The sequence below is a fragment of the Ilumatobacter fluminis genome, assembly GCF_004364865.1.
Taxonomy (GTDB): Bacteria; Actinomycetota; Acidimicrobiia; order Acidimicrobiales; family Ilumatobacteraceae; genus Ilumatobacter; species Ilumatobacter fluminis.
Genome location: NZ_SOAU01000001.1, coordinates 4,459,400 through 4,476,112 on the forward strand (window position 1 = coordinate 4,459,400; position 16,713 = coordinate 4,476,112).

The following is a 16,713-nucleotide window of genomic DNA, read 5'->3' on the forward strand; positions in this document are numbered from 1 at the left end:
ACCCATTCCTCGACATAGGCGCTCGACGGTACGAATCGTGGCTCATCGGCGCGTTATCGCCGAACGGAGTGATGCACGCGGACCCGGCGATCAGTCGTTGATGAGCGACCTCCGGTAGGAGTCGGCAATGGCAGATCGGTCGACGTTCATCGTCCATCTCACGTCCGACGAGACCGTGTGGGTCGAGGTGGTGGCGACCGGTGAGGTCATCAGCGTCGCCGATCTCGACCTGGTGGGTGCGACGATCGAGCGCTGTCGATCAGAGGGGGCCGCCGTCGAGGATTTTCCCGCGAAGCGCTGAGGTGGCGGCGCTGGGCTCGACGCCGAGGTCTTCCAGCAGCATCCGTCGGCACACGAGGAACTGGCGCAAGGCCTGTCCGCGCCGACCGCTCCGGGCCAGTGCCGCCATGAGGAGCCGGTGGGAGCGTTCGTCGTACGGATCGATGTCGACGAGCTCGCGCGCGATGCGGATCGCGGCTGCGTGGTCGTCGCGATCGCTGTGCACACCGACGAGTGCGACGAGGACGTCGACGCATCGGTCGACGAGACGCGCCCGCCAACTGGCCGCCCAATCCGAGTAGCGCTCCTCGGGCAACGGCTCGCCTCCCCAGAGCGAGTGGGCATGCTCGAGCAGGCGCAGCGACGGTGTCGTGGCGTCGAGCGCGGCGGCGGCCGCTCGCTCGAACTGTTGCCAGTCGAGGACGTCGCCCTCGCTGAGTCGCAGCCGGTACGTGTCGGGGCCGGCGTCGATGATGCTCGGCGACGGGCCCGGGTCGTCGAGCAGCTTGCGGACCCGCGACGCCGACACCTGCAGGCTGCGTCGGGCCCCTTGGCTGTCGAGGTCGGGCCACAGAGCGTCGAAGAGCAGATCGGTGGGCACCGGTGTCTCGCCGTGAACGAGCAGGAAGCGAACCAGCCGGGCATCGGCGGGCCGAGTCCACGATCCGTCGTCGGTGCTCCAACCGCCACGCCGGATCCGGAACCCGCCGAGCGATTCGAACCGGCGCGGAGGCGGCGACATCGCGACGAGTGCGACGGCGTCGGCGGCCGAACGGGCCACCGTCGGGTCGGCGTCGTCGACGGCGTGCGTGACGACCGCACGAGCGGTGGGGTTGCCCGACGCGAGGGCGGGACGGAACGCCGAGCGACGGACGGCGGCGACGGGGTGTGAGGCCAGCTCGACGAGCGCGGCGCCGTCGGGGAAGGCGGTCCAGAGGCACTCGATCGTGGCAGCGGGCGACAGCGTGCCGTTCTCGAGCGCGGTGGAGACCGCCGGTCCGATCTCGCCCCATTCCAACCGGACGATGTCGGGGGCCGTCTCTCCTGCGTTGCGCAGGCCGTCGGCGACGAGCTCGGACGCCTGATCGATGTCGCCGCCGGCGATGGCCAGCGCCGCCCGGCGGATCGTGGTCCGGGCCACGAGGTGGCGACCCGTCGCACCGGGGTAGCAGTCGTCGACGAGCGCAGCGGCGGCGTCGAGCACCGTTGCTGCCCGCTCGTGGGCACCGACGGTGACGAGCGCCGGCACGACCTCGATCAGCGTCGACCATCGGTAGAGCGGTGGGCCGACCGACGCGGCGGCGATGGCGTGCTGTGCCGCAGCGATCGTCGAGGCTCGGTCGCCGTCGGCGGCTGCGAGGAGTGCCCGAGCGACGTACGCCGACTGATCGGCCCACGTCCCGGTGGGGTCGCGGAGGGCCAGGAGGTTCTCGGCGTCGGACGAGCGCCCCGACTGCGCGAGCAACATCGCCTGCAACCCCCGGATCGTGTCGACCCGAGCGACCAGCAGCGCCCGCTCGGCCTGCACCCGTTGACGCTCCCACCACTCGAACGCCTGATCTCGGTGACCCTGCTCACCGAGCACCGTGGCGTGTGCTGCCATCAAATTGAGCCGCATGCTCAGGGGGTCGTCGTGTTCCACCTGGCGGTAGGCGGCGAGCGTTCGGTCCGCGGCCTCGGCGAGCCTCCCGGCCGGGACGTCGATGTACGCGCGAAGCAGCGCATCGATCGGTGCGACCCTGTCCGCCTCGGGCAGGTCGTTCACCCGCGCGGCCAGATCGAGTGCGTCGGCCGGCCGACCGGCCGATGCGATGCCGTGTGCGGCGTACAACGCTGCCGCCGCGGCGATCGGGCCGGCCGCTCGGACGTCGGGTCGGTCGAAGCCGTCGACGACGGGCACCCCGTCGTCGGGCCGGCCGATCATGCCGAGACAGTCGACGAGTCGGAAGCGAGCCCACCATTCGATCTGACGGTCGACGTCGGCTGCGGGACCGGCGGCGAGGCCTGCTCGGAGGTGCTCGATGGCGACGTCGAAGCGGCCGTCGGCCCAGGCGAGGTGGCCCAGCATCAGATCGACTCGGGCGTCGGCACGGTGACTGTCGGGGAGCTGGTCGAGCCATCCGCGCACGAGCGCCGTCGACATCGAGGCCGACGCACCCGTCTCGGCGACGATCGCGTCGATGGCGCTCGACCACTCCTGTGCGGCGAGCCGGTGCTCGATCGCTTCGACGGGGTCGTGCGCTGCGACGGCGGGAGCGACGCGCCGGTGGACGTCACGGATCTCGGCGTCGGTGAGGTCGGCGCTCAGCTGGTCGAGCAGCGCTTCGCGGAACAGCGGGTGATAGGCGTAGGACCATCCGTCCGCGTTCGATCCGCCGGCGAGACGTTGGAGGAACAGCCCGCGGGTGCCGGCTCCGGCGAGATGGTCGTCGGGGAGGTCGAGCGCAACAGCGACCGCCGGCGTCAGGCGGCGCGGGACGGCCGAGCAGAGCAGCGTCGTTCGCAACGGTTCTGCGAGCGGTGCGAGCACCTCCTCCCGGAGATACTCCCGAAGCGCGTTCGGCGAGCGGAACGGCCGCTCGATTCCTACGGTGCCGTCGCCGGGGTCTCCGCCGCTCACCAGGGTGGCGATCCCCATCGGCCAGCCCTCGGTCGCCGTCAACAGCCCGTCGACCTCGTCGGTCGACACGTTTCGCCCGGCGGCGCGGGCGACGAGATCGCTGCACTCCGATGCATCGAACGCCAGGTCGCCGATGCCGAGCTCGACGAGACGCCCGGAGTGCCTCGGCTTGGCCAGACGGAGCGGGAGCGCCCGCCGCGACAAGAGGGCGACGCCCACCATCGATCCGGTGTCGCGGACCAGTTCGTCGACGATGGCACACGCTCCCTCCGACTCGGTCAGGTTCTCCGCGTCGTCGATCACGATGACGATCGGGTCGACGAGCAAGCGGTCGCACTCGGCCAAGAGCGCCCGCACGCCGTCGCCCGGATCCGGCGCCGGCTGCCCGCCGTCACGGGCGTCTGCGATCACCTCCGACGAGCCGGGAACCGCGTCGTCGACCGCACGGACGATCGAGCTCAGGAGTCGGTCGGCGTGCCGGTCGGCCGGTGTGCAGCGAACCCAGGCCGCTCGACGGTGCGTCGTCGCCAGCGCCTCTTCGACGAGTGTCGTCTTGCCGTACCCGGCCGGGGCGACGATGACGATCGCTTGGCCGGACATGGCGCGGCCGACGCGTTCGGTGAGTCGTGGACGAGGGATCCGGACGAGCGGGGCGGCGACCGGCGCGCGGGGCGAGCCGACGTCGCTGTTCCTCGATCCCTGTTCGCTCGACATCCGCCATGTCACCCCTGCGGCCGGGCAGCTTAGGCCGCCCAGAGGTGACGATGTCGCCCGAGCCGTCGCCCCGAGCCCCGCCACCCCGGACGCCCAGTCGATTAAATCCACCACGTGTCCACCGGTGGACGCCAAGTCGATTAAATCCACCAGGAGTCCGCAGCCACCCGAACCGCCGGCCCGGACGCCCCGGAGCCCCACCACCCCGGACGCACAGTCGATTAAATCCACCAGGAGTCCACCGGTGGACGCCAAGTCGATTCAATCGCCCAGGAGTCCGCAGGGCGGGCGGGCGGGGGCGGGACCGGGTCGGAAAATGGCGACAGCCCCGGCCGGGGTGAGCGGGCGGGGCTGTTCGGGTGGAGACGATGGGAATCGAACCCACGACCCCCTGCTTGCAAAGCAGGTGCTCTGCCAACTGAGCTACGTCCCCGAGTTGGGGCGGCTCAGGATAGCGGCGCTCGGCCCGACCCGTTGCCTGCGTTACCGAGCGTTCAACCAGGCGGCGGCGCCGTCGCCGGCGGTGCGGCCGGTGCTGAAGCAGGCTTGGAGGAGGTAGCCGCCGGTCGGGGCTTCCCAGTCGATCATCTCGCCGCTGACGAACGTGCCGGGTCGGCGCCGCAGCATGAGGTGCTCGTCGAGTTCGCTCCAGCGCACCCCGCCGGCCGACGAGATCGCCCGGTCGATCGACGCCGTGCCGCTCACGCGCAGCGGCACCGCTTTGATGAGGGCGGCCAGTTGCTCGTGGTCGGTCGGCAGCTCGTTGCTGGTCGCTTCACGCAGCACGTTGACGGCGACGGCGTGGAGGCCGGCCCGCTTCAGGCGGGTGGAGGTGGAGTCGCGTTCGCGTCGGCCGAGACGCTCGTCGAGTTGGGCGGCGGTGAGGTCGGGCGCCAGGTCGATCGTGAGCGTGGCGGTGCCGTGTTCGTCGAGCTCGTCGCGGATCAGGTCGCCGAGGGCGTACACCGGGCCGCCTTCCAGCCCGTGTTCGGTCACCACGGGTTCGCCCCGAACCGTCCGCTCGCCCACGGTGAGAGCGACGTTCTTGAGCGGCTCGCCGGCGAACTGGCGCACGAACCAGCTGGTCCACCCGACGAGCACGCGCACGTTGGCAGCGCGCAGTGGGGCGACGTCGATGCCGGCTCGGAGGAAGGTGTCGACCCAGCCGCCGTCGGAGCCGACCCGCGGCCAACTCGCGCCGCCGAGCGCGAGCACGGTCGCTCCGGGATGTTCAGTTCGGTCACCGTCGGCCGTGCCGAGCCGCACGCCGCCGTCGTCGGTCCAGCCCAGCCAGCGGGTGCGCGGGTTGAGCCGGACGCCTGCGTCGGTGAGGCGGGCGAGCCAGGCTCGCAGGAGCGGCGTCGCCCGGAACGCCTCGGGGAACACGCGGCCGCTGCTGCCGGCGAAGGTGGGCTGGCCCAGGTCGTCACACCACTCGCGGAGCGAGGCTGGCGGGAACGCCTCGAGCGACGGTCGGAGGTGGTCGGCGGCGTCGCCGTACCGCGTGACGAACTGTTCGAACGGTTCGGCGTGGGTGATGTTGAGCCCGCCACGTCCGGCGAGGAGAAATTTGCGGCCGACCGACGGGGCATGGTCATACACGGTCACCTCGGCGCCGGAGGCCGCGAGGCGTTCTGCCGCGATCAGACCGGCCGGTCCCCCGCCGATCACTGCCGCCGTCGCTGCCATGCACCGAGCATGCCAGCCCGTGCGCGAAACCGAGAGGGTCGGATGTCAGTTGTCGGATGGCGGGCGCCGGATGTCAGTCGTCGGTGTCGGGGGCGACCTCGGCCCCGGTGTCGTCGATCTCGTCCTCGAGTTCGTCGGTGGTGCCCGCCGGCGTGCTCTGCACGTCCGAGTCGAGGTCACGCGCCGACGGCAAGTTCGGCGTGTCGTCGTTGGTGTCGCTCGTCATGCCGATGGATACCCGTCGGCGTTCCCTCCCAACCCGTCGCTCCAGTGCACCAACCGAAGCCCCCAACGATCTCGGCGGCTCACGTCCGGAAACCCGCACCACAACCACCGAGAACCCACGCAACGCCGGGCACCCCAAGTTCTCGGCGGCTCACGTCCCGAAACCCGCACCACAACCACCGAGAACCCACGCAACGCCGGGCACCCCAAGTTCTCGGCGGCTCACGTCCGGAATCCCGCAACACGGCCACCGAGAAACCAAGCCGCCGCCCTCCCCTTCCAGCGCGAACACCGGCACCACCCACCAATCGAAGTCCCGGCGGTCAGGTGCCCGAGTTGAATCGGCTCGGGATCCGCTGATCGACCGAGCGGCCCGGGAGGTGTCGTTCACGCCCCCTGGGGTCAGGTCTGTTCTTCGGCGGCGATGCCGGCGATGACGATGTCGAGTCCTCGCTCGAAGTGGGCCCGGAGTTCGTTCGCCCGTTCGTCGGCGCGGTCGAGTCCGCCGCTGAGGGCCGAACCGTGGACGAAGTCGACGACGAGATAGACCGCCGCCGTGGCCGTCTCGGGGTCGAGGCCGCTGCGGCGCACGGCGTGGGTGAGCGGTTCGGCGGCCGGGATGCCGCCGGAGGCGATCGCCGGATCGACGAGCGACGCTGCGACGAGTTCGCGATTGCGGACGACGATCTGCCACCAGGCGATCGCCCACCGCCGCACCTCGTCGGCCCACGGCACGTCGGGGTCGGTGTCGGGGAGATCGACGGTCGTTTGCTGGAGCACCCGGGCGAGCAGCTGTTGCTTGTTGCCGACGTGGTGGTAGAGGGCCATCGGGTCGACGCCGAGGCGGGCGCCGAGCCGACGCATCGACAGCTTCGACAGACCCTCCTCGGCGATCAGGTCGGACGCCGCGTCGACGATCTGGTCGCTGGACAGCGTTCCGCGTGGTGTCGCCATTTCTACAGTGTAGAGTTCCGATCTCCTCTACAGCGTAGAAACGACAGGAATCGACATGCACGAACGTCCCGACGACCTCACGGCACTGCAACGGCTGATCGACGCGAGCTACGCAGGTGCCGGACCGCACCTGCGGGAGATTCACGCCCCCGAACGGCGGCTCGACGCCGCTGCGCTCGCGACCCGGCTCGACGGGATGTGCCTCCTCACGTTGGCCACCACGACGCGCGACGGCCGGCCGATCACCGGACCGGTCGACGGGATCTTCTTCCGTGGTTCGTTCCACTTCGGCTCGTCGCCCACGTCGCTCCGGTTCCGCCACATCGGTGAGCGGTCGGCGGTGAGTGCGACCCATCTGCCAGGTGAGCACTTCGCGGTGTCAGTGCACGGGACCGCACAGCGAATCGACGTCGAGGCCGCCGAGCACGCCCAGTTCCGTCAGACGCTGCTCGACATTTACCTCCCCCGCTACGGCGACGCCTGGCTCGAGGTGATGGACGGTGCCGCCTTCGCCCGCATCGACGCCCACCGCCTCTTCGCCTTCCACTTCGACGACGCAACCCACTGACCCCACCCGGCGGGTCCGCTCCCGAATGGGGTCGGATACGTTTCGTCGCTCGGACGGTCGGTCGAGGGATGGTCGCCGACGAAACGTATCCGACCCCGTTCGTGCTGGGGCGGTCAGGGTTCGGGGCGGTCGGCGGGCAGAATGGGGGCATGGTCTTCCCCCGGATCAATACGTGCGAGCACCCGGAGCTGCGCTCCGGCGACCGGATCGAACTCGTCCGGGAGTGACCACCAACGATCCCGAGGGGCGAGCCGTCGACGCTCGCCCCCGTCCACCCGCAGCGGTGCTGTGGGACATGGACGGCACCTTGGTCGACACCGAGCCGTACTGGTTCTCGTCGGAACGTGACCTCGTCGACGAGTTCGGTCGTGGCGACTGGCCCGACGAGATGGCCGAGAAGATGGTCGGGTTCGATCTGCGTGACGCCGCCGGGTTCCTGCAGGCCAACGGCGGCGTCGACCTCCCCAAGGACGAGATCGTCGAACGCCTCCTCGACGGCGTCATCGCTCGCCTCCACCGTGAGATCCCCTGGCGTCCCGGTGCCCGCGAACTGCTGGCCGATCTGAACGAGGCCGGGGTGCCGTGTGCGCTCGTCACGATGTCGTGGCGGCGGTTCGTCGACCCGGTCATGGCGGCACTGCCGCCGGGTTCGTTCGTCGCCACGATCACCGGCGACGAGGTGCCCGAGGGCGAGGGCAAGCCGCATCCGACGCCGTACCTGTTGGGTGCCGAGGCGTGCGGTGCCGACCCCCGTGACTGTGTCGCGATCGAGGACTCACCGACCGGCGCCCGTTCCGCCCTGGCCGCGGGCTGCCGTGTGCTGGCGGTGCCGAACGTGAAGTCGCCCGAGCCGGCGCCCGGTCTCACCCACGTCGACTCGCTCGAGCCGATCCGCATCGACGACCTCGGCGCCCTGCTCGACGCACCGCTGGAACAGCCGAAGCCGAGTCGCCGTGGGGCCGGCCGCGCCCGGGCGACGGCCGGCGGCGAGCGCAGCGGCGGGTTCGAGATCAATCGGTCGCTGCTGCTGATCGTGCTCGGCGTGATCACCGCAGCGGTCGTTGCCGGCGCCTGGTGGGTCTCCGACAACCCGCCCGAACGGCCCGAGCCGCCGCCGGGAGCGATCGCAACCGACGTGTGGGTGCCGTACTGGACGCTCGACGACGTCACCACCGACGGGATCGACCGGCTGCAGGTCGTCCGGGAGCTCTCACCGTTCTGGTACGAGACGGTCGGCGTCGACGACATCCGGGTCGACGAGCAGGCCCAGGAGGACGAGATCGGCGTGTTCCTCGAGGCCGTCGACGGTGCGTACATCGTCCCGTCGATCCGCGATCACATGCCGGCCGGTGGGATGGCGGCGATCATCGCCGATCCGGCCACCCGCACCGAGCACGTCGAGACGATCCTCGCCTTCGCCGACGAGCACGAGGCGGTCGGGATCGACATCGACTACGAGCAGTTCGCGTTCGCCGACGGTTCCGACACGTGGGAGACGACCCGGCCGAACTGGGTCGCCTTCGTCGAGGAACTCGCCGACGCGCTGCACGACACCGACCGCACCCTCACCGTCAGCATCCCCGGCATCTGGGCGCGGACGGAGACGAGCGTCGAGGGCTACTGGGTGTACGACCACGCAGCGATCGCCCCGTTCGTCGACGCGATCCGGATCATGGCGTACGACTACTCGGTGGCCGAGCCGGGTCCGATCGCTCCGCTGTGGTGGGTGGAGGACGTGGTGGCGTCGCTGTCGGAGGAGGTGCCCGAGGAGTACCACTCGAAGCTGGTGCTCGGGGTGCCGAGCTACGGCGTGAACTGGGTGACGAGCGAGGTCGGCGAATGCCCCGATGACGCGACCGGCCGCACGGGCGTGACCGCTCGCGGTGCGCTCGACCTGGCCGATCGGCGCGGCGGTGTACCGGAGTACAACGACGTCGACGGCGAGTGGCGCTTCACGTACGCGTTGAACGTCGGTGAAGGCGACACGGCCTGCGTCCAGAACCGCCAGGTGCGCTGGGTCGACAGCGAAGGCGTCGACGCCCGTGTGCTGATCGCCCGCGAAGCCGGCTGGGGCGGCGCCGCCCTCTGGGCGTTGGGCTACGACGACCCCGAGGTCTGGGCAGCCTTCACCGACGCCGCCCGCCGAGACCTCTCGACGACCACCACGACGGAGTAGCCCGAACCGACCTCATTGCTCGCCTGGGATAACAGGTGTGCTGCGGAAATGGTGCGTATGCAGGGGATTCGCGGTGCACGGGGGTACACCGCCAGGATGGGTTCATCGCTGTACGGTGCAGCACTTCGCGAGCTGGCGGGAGGCCTTCTTGAACAAGTCATCACGGCGCGTGTGTGCGCTGCTCGGAGCTGCCGCGGCACTCGTCGTCGGATCGATCGTGCCGGCCGCGGGAGCGTCGGCGACCGGCGAGTCGAACCACTTCACCGATGCGCCGGCGGTCGCCGACCCGTCGGGCGAGGTCGAGTCGATCACGACGAATGCGGTCCGTAGCCGGACGGTGCACATCGACGTCGACGGACTCCTCGCCGACCTGGCGACCGGGTCGGTCACGTTCGACCTGTTCGACGACACGAGCGTCTCGTTCACCGGTGTCGGGCGTGGCGCGGGCGTCGACGGCGGTTCGACGTGGTCGGCGACCGGCGAGTCGTCCACGTTCTCGCTCACGATCGACGACGGCGTGCGCGGCACGTGGATGTCGGGCGCCACCGTCTATTCGGTCCGACCCGCCGGTGACGGGGCGCACCTCGTCGCCGAGCACTCGAACGAGAGCGCCGGCCGGGTCGAGCACCAAGAGCCCGATCCCGACGACCGTCCCGTTGCCCTGAGCGACGAGCGGATCGCCGAAGCACTGGCGCAGCGTCCGAGCGGCGAGCAGTCGCCGCGGTCGGCACAGGCCGACGGCTCTGCGGTCGTCCGCGTGCTCACGGTGTACACGACCTCGGCCCGCACCTGGTACGGCGGCGCAGCAAACGCCGAGGCGGCGATCGCCGCGATGGTGAACGACACCAACACGATCCTGTCGAACTCCGGCGTCGACGTGCAGGTCGAGTCGGCCGGCATCCAGCACGTCGCCCACAACGATCTGGCGACGACGTCCGCCGACCTCCAGGCCCTCACCTTCGCCGACACCGAAGCACTCGACGACGTCCACTTCGAGCGGTTCATCACCGACGCCGACGTCGTGATGATGGTGCGCAGCCCGGCCGGGTTCGTCTGTGGTTCGGCCTGGGCCCTCCAACTGGCCCAGAGCGGCTGGGACGACGACTACGCGTTCGGCGTGATCGACTCCGTGTGCGCGCCGGCACCCGAGTACGGCTACGCCCACGAGTTCGGGCACCTGTTCGGTGCCGATCACGGGTACGGCGACGGCGTCGGAGTCTTCTCGTACAGCACCGGCTACCGCGCCCCGGTCGGCAACCCCGGCGGTCGCTACCGCACGGTGATGGCGTACGAGGACGGGCCCGATTGCGAGTGCCCGGTCATCCCGTACTTCTCCTCGCCGCGCTCGATCGACGGGATCGGCTCGATCGGTTCGGCATCGCAGGACAACACCCGGACGATGAACAACACGGCCGCCCGCGTGGCCGCCTACCGACCGTTGCCGTACCTGACGTTCGGTCCGGATCGTCTGCTCGAGACACGGTCGGGCCCCGACAACCTGACCGCCGACGGCGAGTTCCAAGGTCAGGGCGTTCGCGCCGCCGGCTCGACCCTGCAGCTTCAGGTGTCGGGGCGCAGCCTCGTCATCGACAGCGACGAAGCGGTGTTGTTGAACGTGACGGCGATCAACCCGTCGGCGGCCGGCCACATCACGGTGTGGCCGTGCAACGAGCAGCAACCGACCGCTTCGAACCTGAACTACACACCCGGCGGCGTGGTCGCCAACACGGTGCTGGCGAAGCTCGACAATCGGGGCCGAGTGTGCATCTACACCCACGCCCAGGTCCACCTCGTCGTCGACGTGAGTGCCGCCGTGCCGAACGATTCGAGCCTGCGCCCGGTGGTGCCGGCCCGGCTGCTCGAGACCCGGTCGGGTCCGGCGTTCCGCACCAGCGACGGACAGAACCAGGGCGGCGGCGTGCGATCAGCCGGGAGCGTCACCAAGATCGAGGTCGCCGGTCGTGGCGGGGTTCCGCCGACGGCCACGGCGGCGATGCTCAACGTAACGGCGGTGAACCCGTCGGCGGCCGGCCACATCACGGTCTGGCCGTGCGATCAGAGTCAGCCGACGGCGTCGAGCCTCAACGCCGGACCGGGTCAGGTCGTGCCGAACGCGGTACTCGCCAAACTCGACCCGCAGGGCAACATCTGCATCTACACCCACGCGAGCATGCACCTGCTGCTCGACGTCGCCGGTGCGGTCACGAACGGTTCGCCGCTCGTGTCGATCCAGCCGGCCCGCGTCCTCGAGACGCGTTCGGGCGCCGGCAACACGACGGTCGACGGGTACTACCGCAACACCGGCCCGATCGGGCCCTACCAGTGGGCGCGCCTCGCCCTCATCCACGAGGTCGGCGATCAGTACGTCGGGCGTGGCGGGGTCGACACGGGTGCCCGGTCGGCGATCGTCAACATCACGGCGGTCAACCCGGAGAGCGCCGGCCACATCACGGCCTACGACTGCGCCTTCGAGATCCCGAACGCGTCGAACCTCAACTACGCGCCGGGTCAGGTCGTGGCGAACATGGCGATCGTGACGCTGAGCTACGACGACATCGAGGTCGACGAGGGCTTCTGTATCGCCAGCCGCGGCCGAACCCACCTCCTCGTCGACGTCGTCGCCTGGCTCTGACCCACCGAGCATTGGTCGGGTCGAGTGCCGGAGGCCAGCCGACCGGGGCACGCTCACGAGCAGGCCGGGCTTCGTCGGGTCAGGTGCCAAAGGTGACGGCGAGGAACGAGCCGTTACCGGCGGTCACCTGACCCGGGTTGGGTGCGCGGTCGACCGGTCAGCGGCGGCGGGTGGCGAGGATGGCGGCGGCGCCGAACAGGACGAAGCCGAACGCGAGCAGCGCCATGCTGGCGTTGCGTTGACTCGAACCCGTGGCGGGCAGGGTGCCGGCCCCGGCATCGAACGCCGTCGTCGTGGTCTGCAATCCCGCCGTGGTCGTCGGCCCGACCGTCGTCGTCGAGTCGGCGATCGTCGTCGTGGTCGTTGTCGTCGTCGGCTGATCGTCGCTGGCAATCGTGATGTCGACCTGGGTGAGGATGTCGAGATCGAACGTGGCGTCTTCGTCCGGCAACGCCTCGACGGGGAACGTCTCGGTCGTCACGGTGCGCGAAACGGTGCTGTCGTAGCCGTCGGGCCCGACCTCGCCGACGGTGTACTGACCGATCGGGAACGTGTCCGACAGGCACGTGCCGTCGGCGGCGCAGGCGACCGAGGTGACCATGGCCCCCTCGTCGTCGAACAGCTCCACCGTCCAGTCGTCGGGCGTCGCGGTGCCGCCGTCGTCGTTGGTGACGGTCTTGAACACGTCGAGCTGCGACTCGACGTAGATGTTGCCGATCGAGCACCCGGCGAAGTAGCTGAACACGTCGTCGGTGACCGGGGTGACCGTGACCTCGGCGTCGGTGCTGTCGATGCGTTCGGGAGGAGGATCGATGATGATCGGGCCGCCGTCGTCCGACCCGAAGTAGTCGGACGCGCAGTCGACCAGCAGCGGGAAGTAGCCGTACTCGGCTTCCTCGCCGACCACGTATGTGCCCGGGTCGACCTCGACGTAGCCGCACAGGGTGTCGATGTCGGCCACCTCTTCGCACACGTCGGGCGACGGGTCGGTGTCGGAACCGACGGCTTCACCGCCGGCGCTCGGGAACACTTCGAGGGTGAAGTCGGTCTCGGCGAGCGGACCGGTCTCAGAGCCGGGAAGGATCTTGTCGAGCACGATCGTCGGGGCGATCACGGCGGCGACGCAGAAGTAGCCGCCTTCGATGGTGGTCGTCGGGTCGACGGTCAGGTCGATCGTGGCATCGCCCGACGGCTGGCAGAGACGGGCGACCTCGAACGGGGTCGGCGGATCGGGGAGCACGAGCTCGTAGCTCGACCCGGCCGCCAGTGCGCACGTGTACTCGATCGACGAGCTGAACCCGTTGTCGACGGGACCGTCGGGTGTGCACGACGGGGTGATCGTCACGCCGCCGTCGACGATGAACGACGGCGGGTATGCGGCGACGTTCGACGCCTGCGAACCCGCGGCGTTCACGATGACCCGCACGGGTGCCACCGGTGTACCGATCCCGGCATCGGCCGTCGTCGACAGTCCGATCGACCCCGCTGCGACCGCAATCGCGCCGACGATGGTGAGTACTCGCTTCATGTCCAGCCGCCTTTCCGCTGTATCCCCGCCGAACACCGTAGACGAGAAGCGAACGCCCCTCGGACGAAATCGCCGAGCGCCGATTCTGGCTGGCCGGGAACCGTCGGCGGGGTGGGGACCGTCAGAGATGCATGGGGAGTGTGCGTGAACATCGAGGGTCGTCGATCGCGGTAGCGGTGGCGGCAGCAGCAATTGCCACCGCGGGGTGTGCACCGGACGGTCCGGCACCACCGACGGCGAGCGGCCCGGACGGCACGACTCGCACCGCCGAGTCGACCCGCACGGGCACCGCAACCGGACGTGGCACCAGCCCGTCAGACGGCACCGAGGCCGGGGGCGGCAGCGGCACGTTGGTGCGCGCGATGGCGCCGTTCGGCGACTGCGATGCGTTCCTATACCATGTGAAGACCGAGGCGGCGGAGCGGGTCGGCCCGTACGGCCTGCATCCGGGCGGCGCGTACTGGGGATACGACGAGCCCGCCGACGAGGGCGACGACGGTGACGCGATGGACGACAGCGCCGCCGAAGAGCCGGCGTCGGCGCCGGCCACCGACGCGGCCGGAGACGGAGGCGGCGGCGACGGGGAGATCGCCGGGACGAACGTGCAGGAGCTCGGCGTCGACGAGGCCGACATCGTGAAGACCGACGGCGAACGGCTGATCGCGATCGACGGCAACACGCTGCGACACGTCGACATCGCCGACGTCGATCCGATCGTCACCGACGCGATGTCGCTCGGTGAGGGGTGGGACTACGAGCTGTTCCTCCACGACGGTCGGGCCTTGGTGCTCGGCAACGGCGGCTCGTTCGAACACACGCCGGTCGACGAGACCTTCGACGCCGAGGCCGACTTCGCCGGCGACACGTCGATGCCGATCGGGAGCCAGTGGTTGCCGGCGGCCGAGCTGATCGAGATCGACCTGAGCGATCCGAGCGATCTGCGCGTCGTAGCGACCCTGCAGATCGAGGGGTCGTACCTGAGCGCTCGCCAGGTCGGCGACACGGTGCGGCTCGCCCTGTCGACGAGCCCGCAGGAACTGCCGTGGGTCGCTCCCCAGTCGCGAGCGGGCGAGGAACTGGCGACCGAGACGAACCGTGAGGTGATCGCTCGCTCGACCTACGCCGACTGGACGCCGAGCTTCCGCCTAACGACCGACGACGGTTCGACCTCGGGCGATCTGATCCGCTGCGACCGCATCAACCATCCGGCCGACTTCTCCGGGTTCGACGTCGTCTCGGTCGTCGACGTCGACCTCGCCGAGGGACTCGCTGCGTTCGTCAGCGACGACACCGTCGGTGTGTTGGCGTCGGGCGATTCGATCTACTCGTCACTCGACCGCTTCTACGTCGCGACGTCGCGCTGGCTGGCACCCGAACGGTTCACCGACGACATGGCCGTGGTGGGTTTCGACGAGAGCTTCACCTCACTCCACGCGTTCGAGTTCGTCGCCGACGAGCCGGCCCGCTACCTGGCGAGCGGCACGGTACAGGGTCAGCTGCTCAACCAGTTCTCCCTCGACGAACACCGAGGTTTCCTCCGGGTGTTGACGACGCACGGGGAAAACTGGGACACCGGCGAGCCGAGCGAGACGGTGCTGACGGTGCTCGAGGAGCAGGGCGACCGTCTCGTCGCCGTCGGCGAGGTCGGCGGGCTCGGTCGGGGCGAGCAGTTGTACAGCGCCCGCCTGCTCGGCGACGTCGGGTTCGCCGTCACGTTCCGTCAGGTCGATCCGTTCTACGTGCTCGACCTGTCCGACCCGACGGCGCCGGCGGTGACCGGCGAGTTGAAGATCCCGGGCTTCTCGACCTATCTGCACCCGCTCGACGAGAACCGGGTGCTCGGTGTCGGACAGTCGGCGACCGATCAGGGGCAGACGACGGGGCTGAAGGTGTCGATCTTCGACGTGAGCGACCCGGCCCGGCCGCTGGAGACGGCGCAGTGGACGATGCCGTACGGGTGGTCGCCCGCCGAGTACGACCATCATGCGTTCCAGATCGTCGGGTCGACGGTGCTGCTGCCCGTGTACGACGGTGAGTTCGGTCGATACGGGGCGGTGGCGCTCGACGTGTCCGACGGCGTCCGCGAGATCGGTTGGATCGAGCACGACGCCGAGGTCGGTTCGGCCATGCCGGCCGAGTGTCGCACGATCGAGGCGTCGGTCTGGCCGGAGGATTCCGAGCCGTTCTGGATCGCGCAGGAGATGCCGGTGCACCTCTGCTCGTCCGACGCGATCGTGCCGGGCGACTGCGAGCGCTACCCGGCCGAGGAGATGGTGTTCTGGGGTGAGGAGACGGCGATGCGCGAGGCGCTCGATCGGATCGACGCGTCGGAGTCGGACATCATCAGTTGGTGCTACCCGCGGTACGACGACGGTGAGGAGATCGTCCGCATCGTCGTCGTCGACGGTGTCATCTACTCCGTCTCCCGTCGCACGATCCAGGCCACGAGCCTCGACACCCTGACGCCGCTCGCCGCCACGGCGCTCTAGTACCCACCGACGCTGGGGGTGTGCGCATTTCGAGCGGGGTCGGGTGGACCGACCCCGCTCGACCGCGTGGCACCATCCGAGTCGGCGCGCCCCCGTCTAGGCGGCGTCGGACTCGAGCAGGCGGCGGCGGTTGAAGACCCGCTGCGGCCGATGGCGCCGCGGAGCAAGGTCGGTGACTGGCGCTGCGGCCGCGAAGGCCGGCCCGAGATCGAGCGTCATCGCTGCGGCGAGTCGCGGATCGTCGAGCAGGTTGCGGATGCGCAGGTCGTCACGTGTGGTCGTGACGGGGTTGGTGGACGTGGCCGGTTCGTCGGTGACGGTGCTGTTCCAGTGGAACTTCAGCATGACGATCCCTCCTGGGGGGTGACGGTGCCGCCGGCGTCGACGACGTGGTATTCGCTGACCGAGCGCAGGAAGCCACCCTCGACGAGGGTCTGTTCGTAGCGGTCGTCCTCGTGGATGCCGGGCGTGGGGTCGATGGTGTCGTTGCCGGTCTGGGCCTCGTAGGCACCGACGGCGACGTCGAGTTGGCGACGGTCGGCGTCGCAACCGGTGTCGGCGGCTTCGGTGGTGACACCGCCGACGGCGAGGATCGCGGCGCCGAGCAGCACACCGAGGATGAGGACGACCATGAGCAGCTCGATCAGCGTGTAGCCACCGTCGGTGGCCGCATCGCTGGTGTCGAGTCGGTCGGCGTGCCACGCGGTGTGGTCGTTCGATCGTGTCGGCATGGTGGTCCTTCCCTGGTGCGCTCCGCCGGAGCGCCGTTTCCTTGACTCCTACTTTGCACAACCCAGACGAACTTGTGGGTCAAGAGGTCCAGAAGGTCGCACCGATGC

At 69.8% G+C, this 16,713-nt stretch carries 13 protein-coding genes and 1 tRNA gene; 6 read left to right on the forward strand and 8 right to left on the reverse strand.

Annotated features, from left to right (window positions below):
- Positions 1-127 precede the first annotated feature (127 nt).
- Positions 128-301: a hypothetical protein gene (locus BDK89_RS21930; RefSeq protein ID WP_166657723.1), complete on the forward strand. Its 174-nt coding sequence runs from the start codon at positions 128-130 to the stop codon at positions 299-301.
- Here the strand turns inward: BDK89_RS21930 and BDK89_RS20160 are convergent.
- From BDK89_RS20160 to BDK89_RS20175, 5 genes are all read right to left on the reverse strand, one after another.
- Positions 260-3,613, reverse strand: a complete 3,354-nt coding sequence (locus BDK89_RS20160) for an AfsR/SARP family transcriptional regulator (RefSeq protein ID WP_133870670.1) — start codon at positions 3,611-3,613, stop codon at positions 260-262. The two genes, BDK89_RS21930 and BDK89_RS20160, sit on opposite strands and share 42 nt — an antisense overlap.
- Positions 3,614-3,973: 360 nt before the next feature.
- A tRNA-Ala gene (locus BDK89_RS20165) sits at positions 3,974-4,046 on the reverse strand.
- A 50-nt stretch (positions 4,047-4,096) separates the two neighbouring features.
- Positions 4,097-5,302 carry a BaiN/RdsA family NAD(P)/FAD-dependent oxidoreductase gene (locus tag BDK89_RS20170; protein WP_133870671.1) on the reverse strand — a complete coding sequence of 402 codons (1,206 nt, stop codon included), beginning with the start codon at positions 5,300-5,302 and terminating at the stop codon, positions 4,097-4,099.
- A gap of 73 nt (positions 5,303-5,375) precedes the next feature.
- Positions 5,376-5,528, reverse strand: a complete 153-nt coding sequence (locus BDK89_RS21935; protein WP_166657724.1) for a hypothetical protein — start codon at positions 5,526-5,528, stop codon at positions 5,376-5,378.
- Positions 5,529-5,929: 401 nt separating this feature from the next.
- On the reverse strand, positions 5,930-6,481 hold the full coding sequence (locus tag BDK89_RS20175; protein WP_133870672.1) for a TetR/AcrR family transcriptional regulator: 552 nt from the start codon (positions 6,479-6,481) through the stop codon (positions 5,930-5,932).
- A gap of 55 nt (positions 6,482-6,536) precedes the next feature.
- Between BDK89_RS20175 and BDK89_RS20180 the strand changes: the two genes are divergently transcribed.
- From BDK89_RS20180 to BDK89_RS20190, 4 genes are all read left to right on the forward strand, one after another.
- A complete protein-coding gene (locus BDK89_RS20180) occupies positions 6,537-7,049 on the forward strand; it encodes a pyridoxamine 5'-phosphate oxidase family protein (RefSeq protein ID WP_133870673.1) in 513 nt (170 codons plus the stop codon).
- 68 nt (positions 7,050-7,117) lie between these two features.
- A complete protein-coding gene (locus BDK89_RS21940; protein WP_166657725.1) occupies positions 7,118-7,276 on the forward strand; it encodes a hypothetical protein in 159 nt (52 codons plus the stop codon).
- The gene (locus tag BDK89_RS20185; RefSeq protein WP_133870674.1) at positions 7,273-9,225 is read left to right on the forward strand and encodes an HAD-IA family hydrolase; all 1,953 of its coding nucleotides are present in this window, start codon (positions 7,273-7,275) and stop codon (positions 9,223-9,225) included. Before BDK89_RS21940 ends, BDK89_RS20185 begins: the two co-directional genes overlap by 4 nt.
- A 115-nt stretch (positions 9,226-9,340) precedes the next feature.
- Complete coding sequence (locus BDK89_RS20190) at positions 9,341-11,857, forward strand: reprolysin-like metallopeptidase (RefSeq protein WP_133870675.1); 2,517 nt, start codon at positions 9,341-9,343, stop codon at positions 11,855-11,857.
- A gap of 157 nt (positions 11,858-12,014) precedes the next feature.
- Here the strand turns inward: BDK89_RS20190 and BDK89_RS20195 are convergent, their stop codons facing one another.
- The gene (locus tag BDK89_RS20195; protein ID WP_133870676.1) at positions 12,015-13,385 is read right to left on the reverse strand and encodes an LPXTG cell wall anchor domain-containing protein; all 1,371 of its coding nucleotides are present in this window, start codon (positions 13,383-13,385) and stop codon (positions 12,015-12,017) included.
- Positions 13,386-13,516: 131 nt separating this feature from the next.
- Between BDK89_RS20195 and BDK89_RS20200 the strand changes: the two genes are divergently transcribed.
- Positions 13,517-15,874, forward strand: a complete 2,358-nt coding sequence (locus BDK89_RS20200; protein WP_133870677.1) for a beta-propeller domain-containing protein — start codon at positions 13,517-13,519, stop codon at positions 15,872-15,874.
- A 96-nt stretch (positions 15,875-15,970) separates the two neighbouring features.
- On the opposite strand, the gene BDK89_RS20205 is transcribed toward BDK89_RS20200, so the two are convergent.
- Together BDK89_RS20205 and BDK89_RS20210 are read right to left on the reverse strand one after the other, a co-directional pair.
- Positions 15,971-16,219 (reverse strand): hypothetical protein, encoded by a 249-nt coding sequence (locus BDK89_RS20205; RefSeq protein WP_133870678.1) that lies wholly within the window; start codon positions 16,217-16,219, stop codon positions 15,971-15,973.
- Positions 16,213-16,605 carry a competence type IV pilus major pilin ComGC gene (locus tag BDK89_RS20210; protein ID WP_133870679.1) on the reverse strand — a complete coding sequence of 131 codons (393 nt, stop codon included), beginning with the start codon at positions 16,603-16,605 and terminating at the stop codon, positions 16,213-16,215. The genes BDK89_RS20205 and BDK89_RS20210 overlap by 7 nt, the downstream gene beginning before the upstream one ends.
- Positions 16,606-16,713 lie beyond the last annotated feature (108 nt).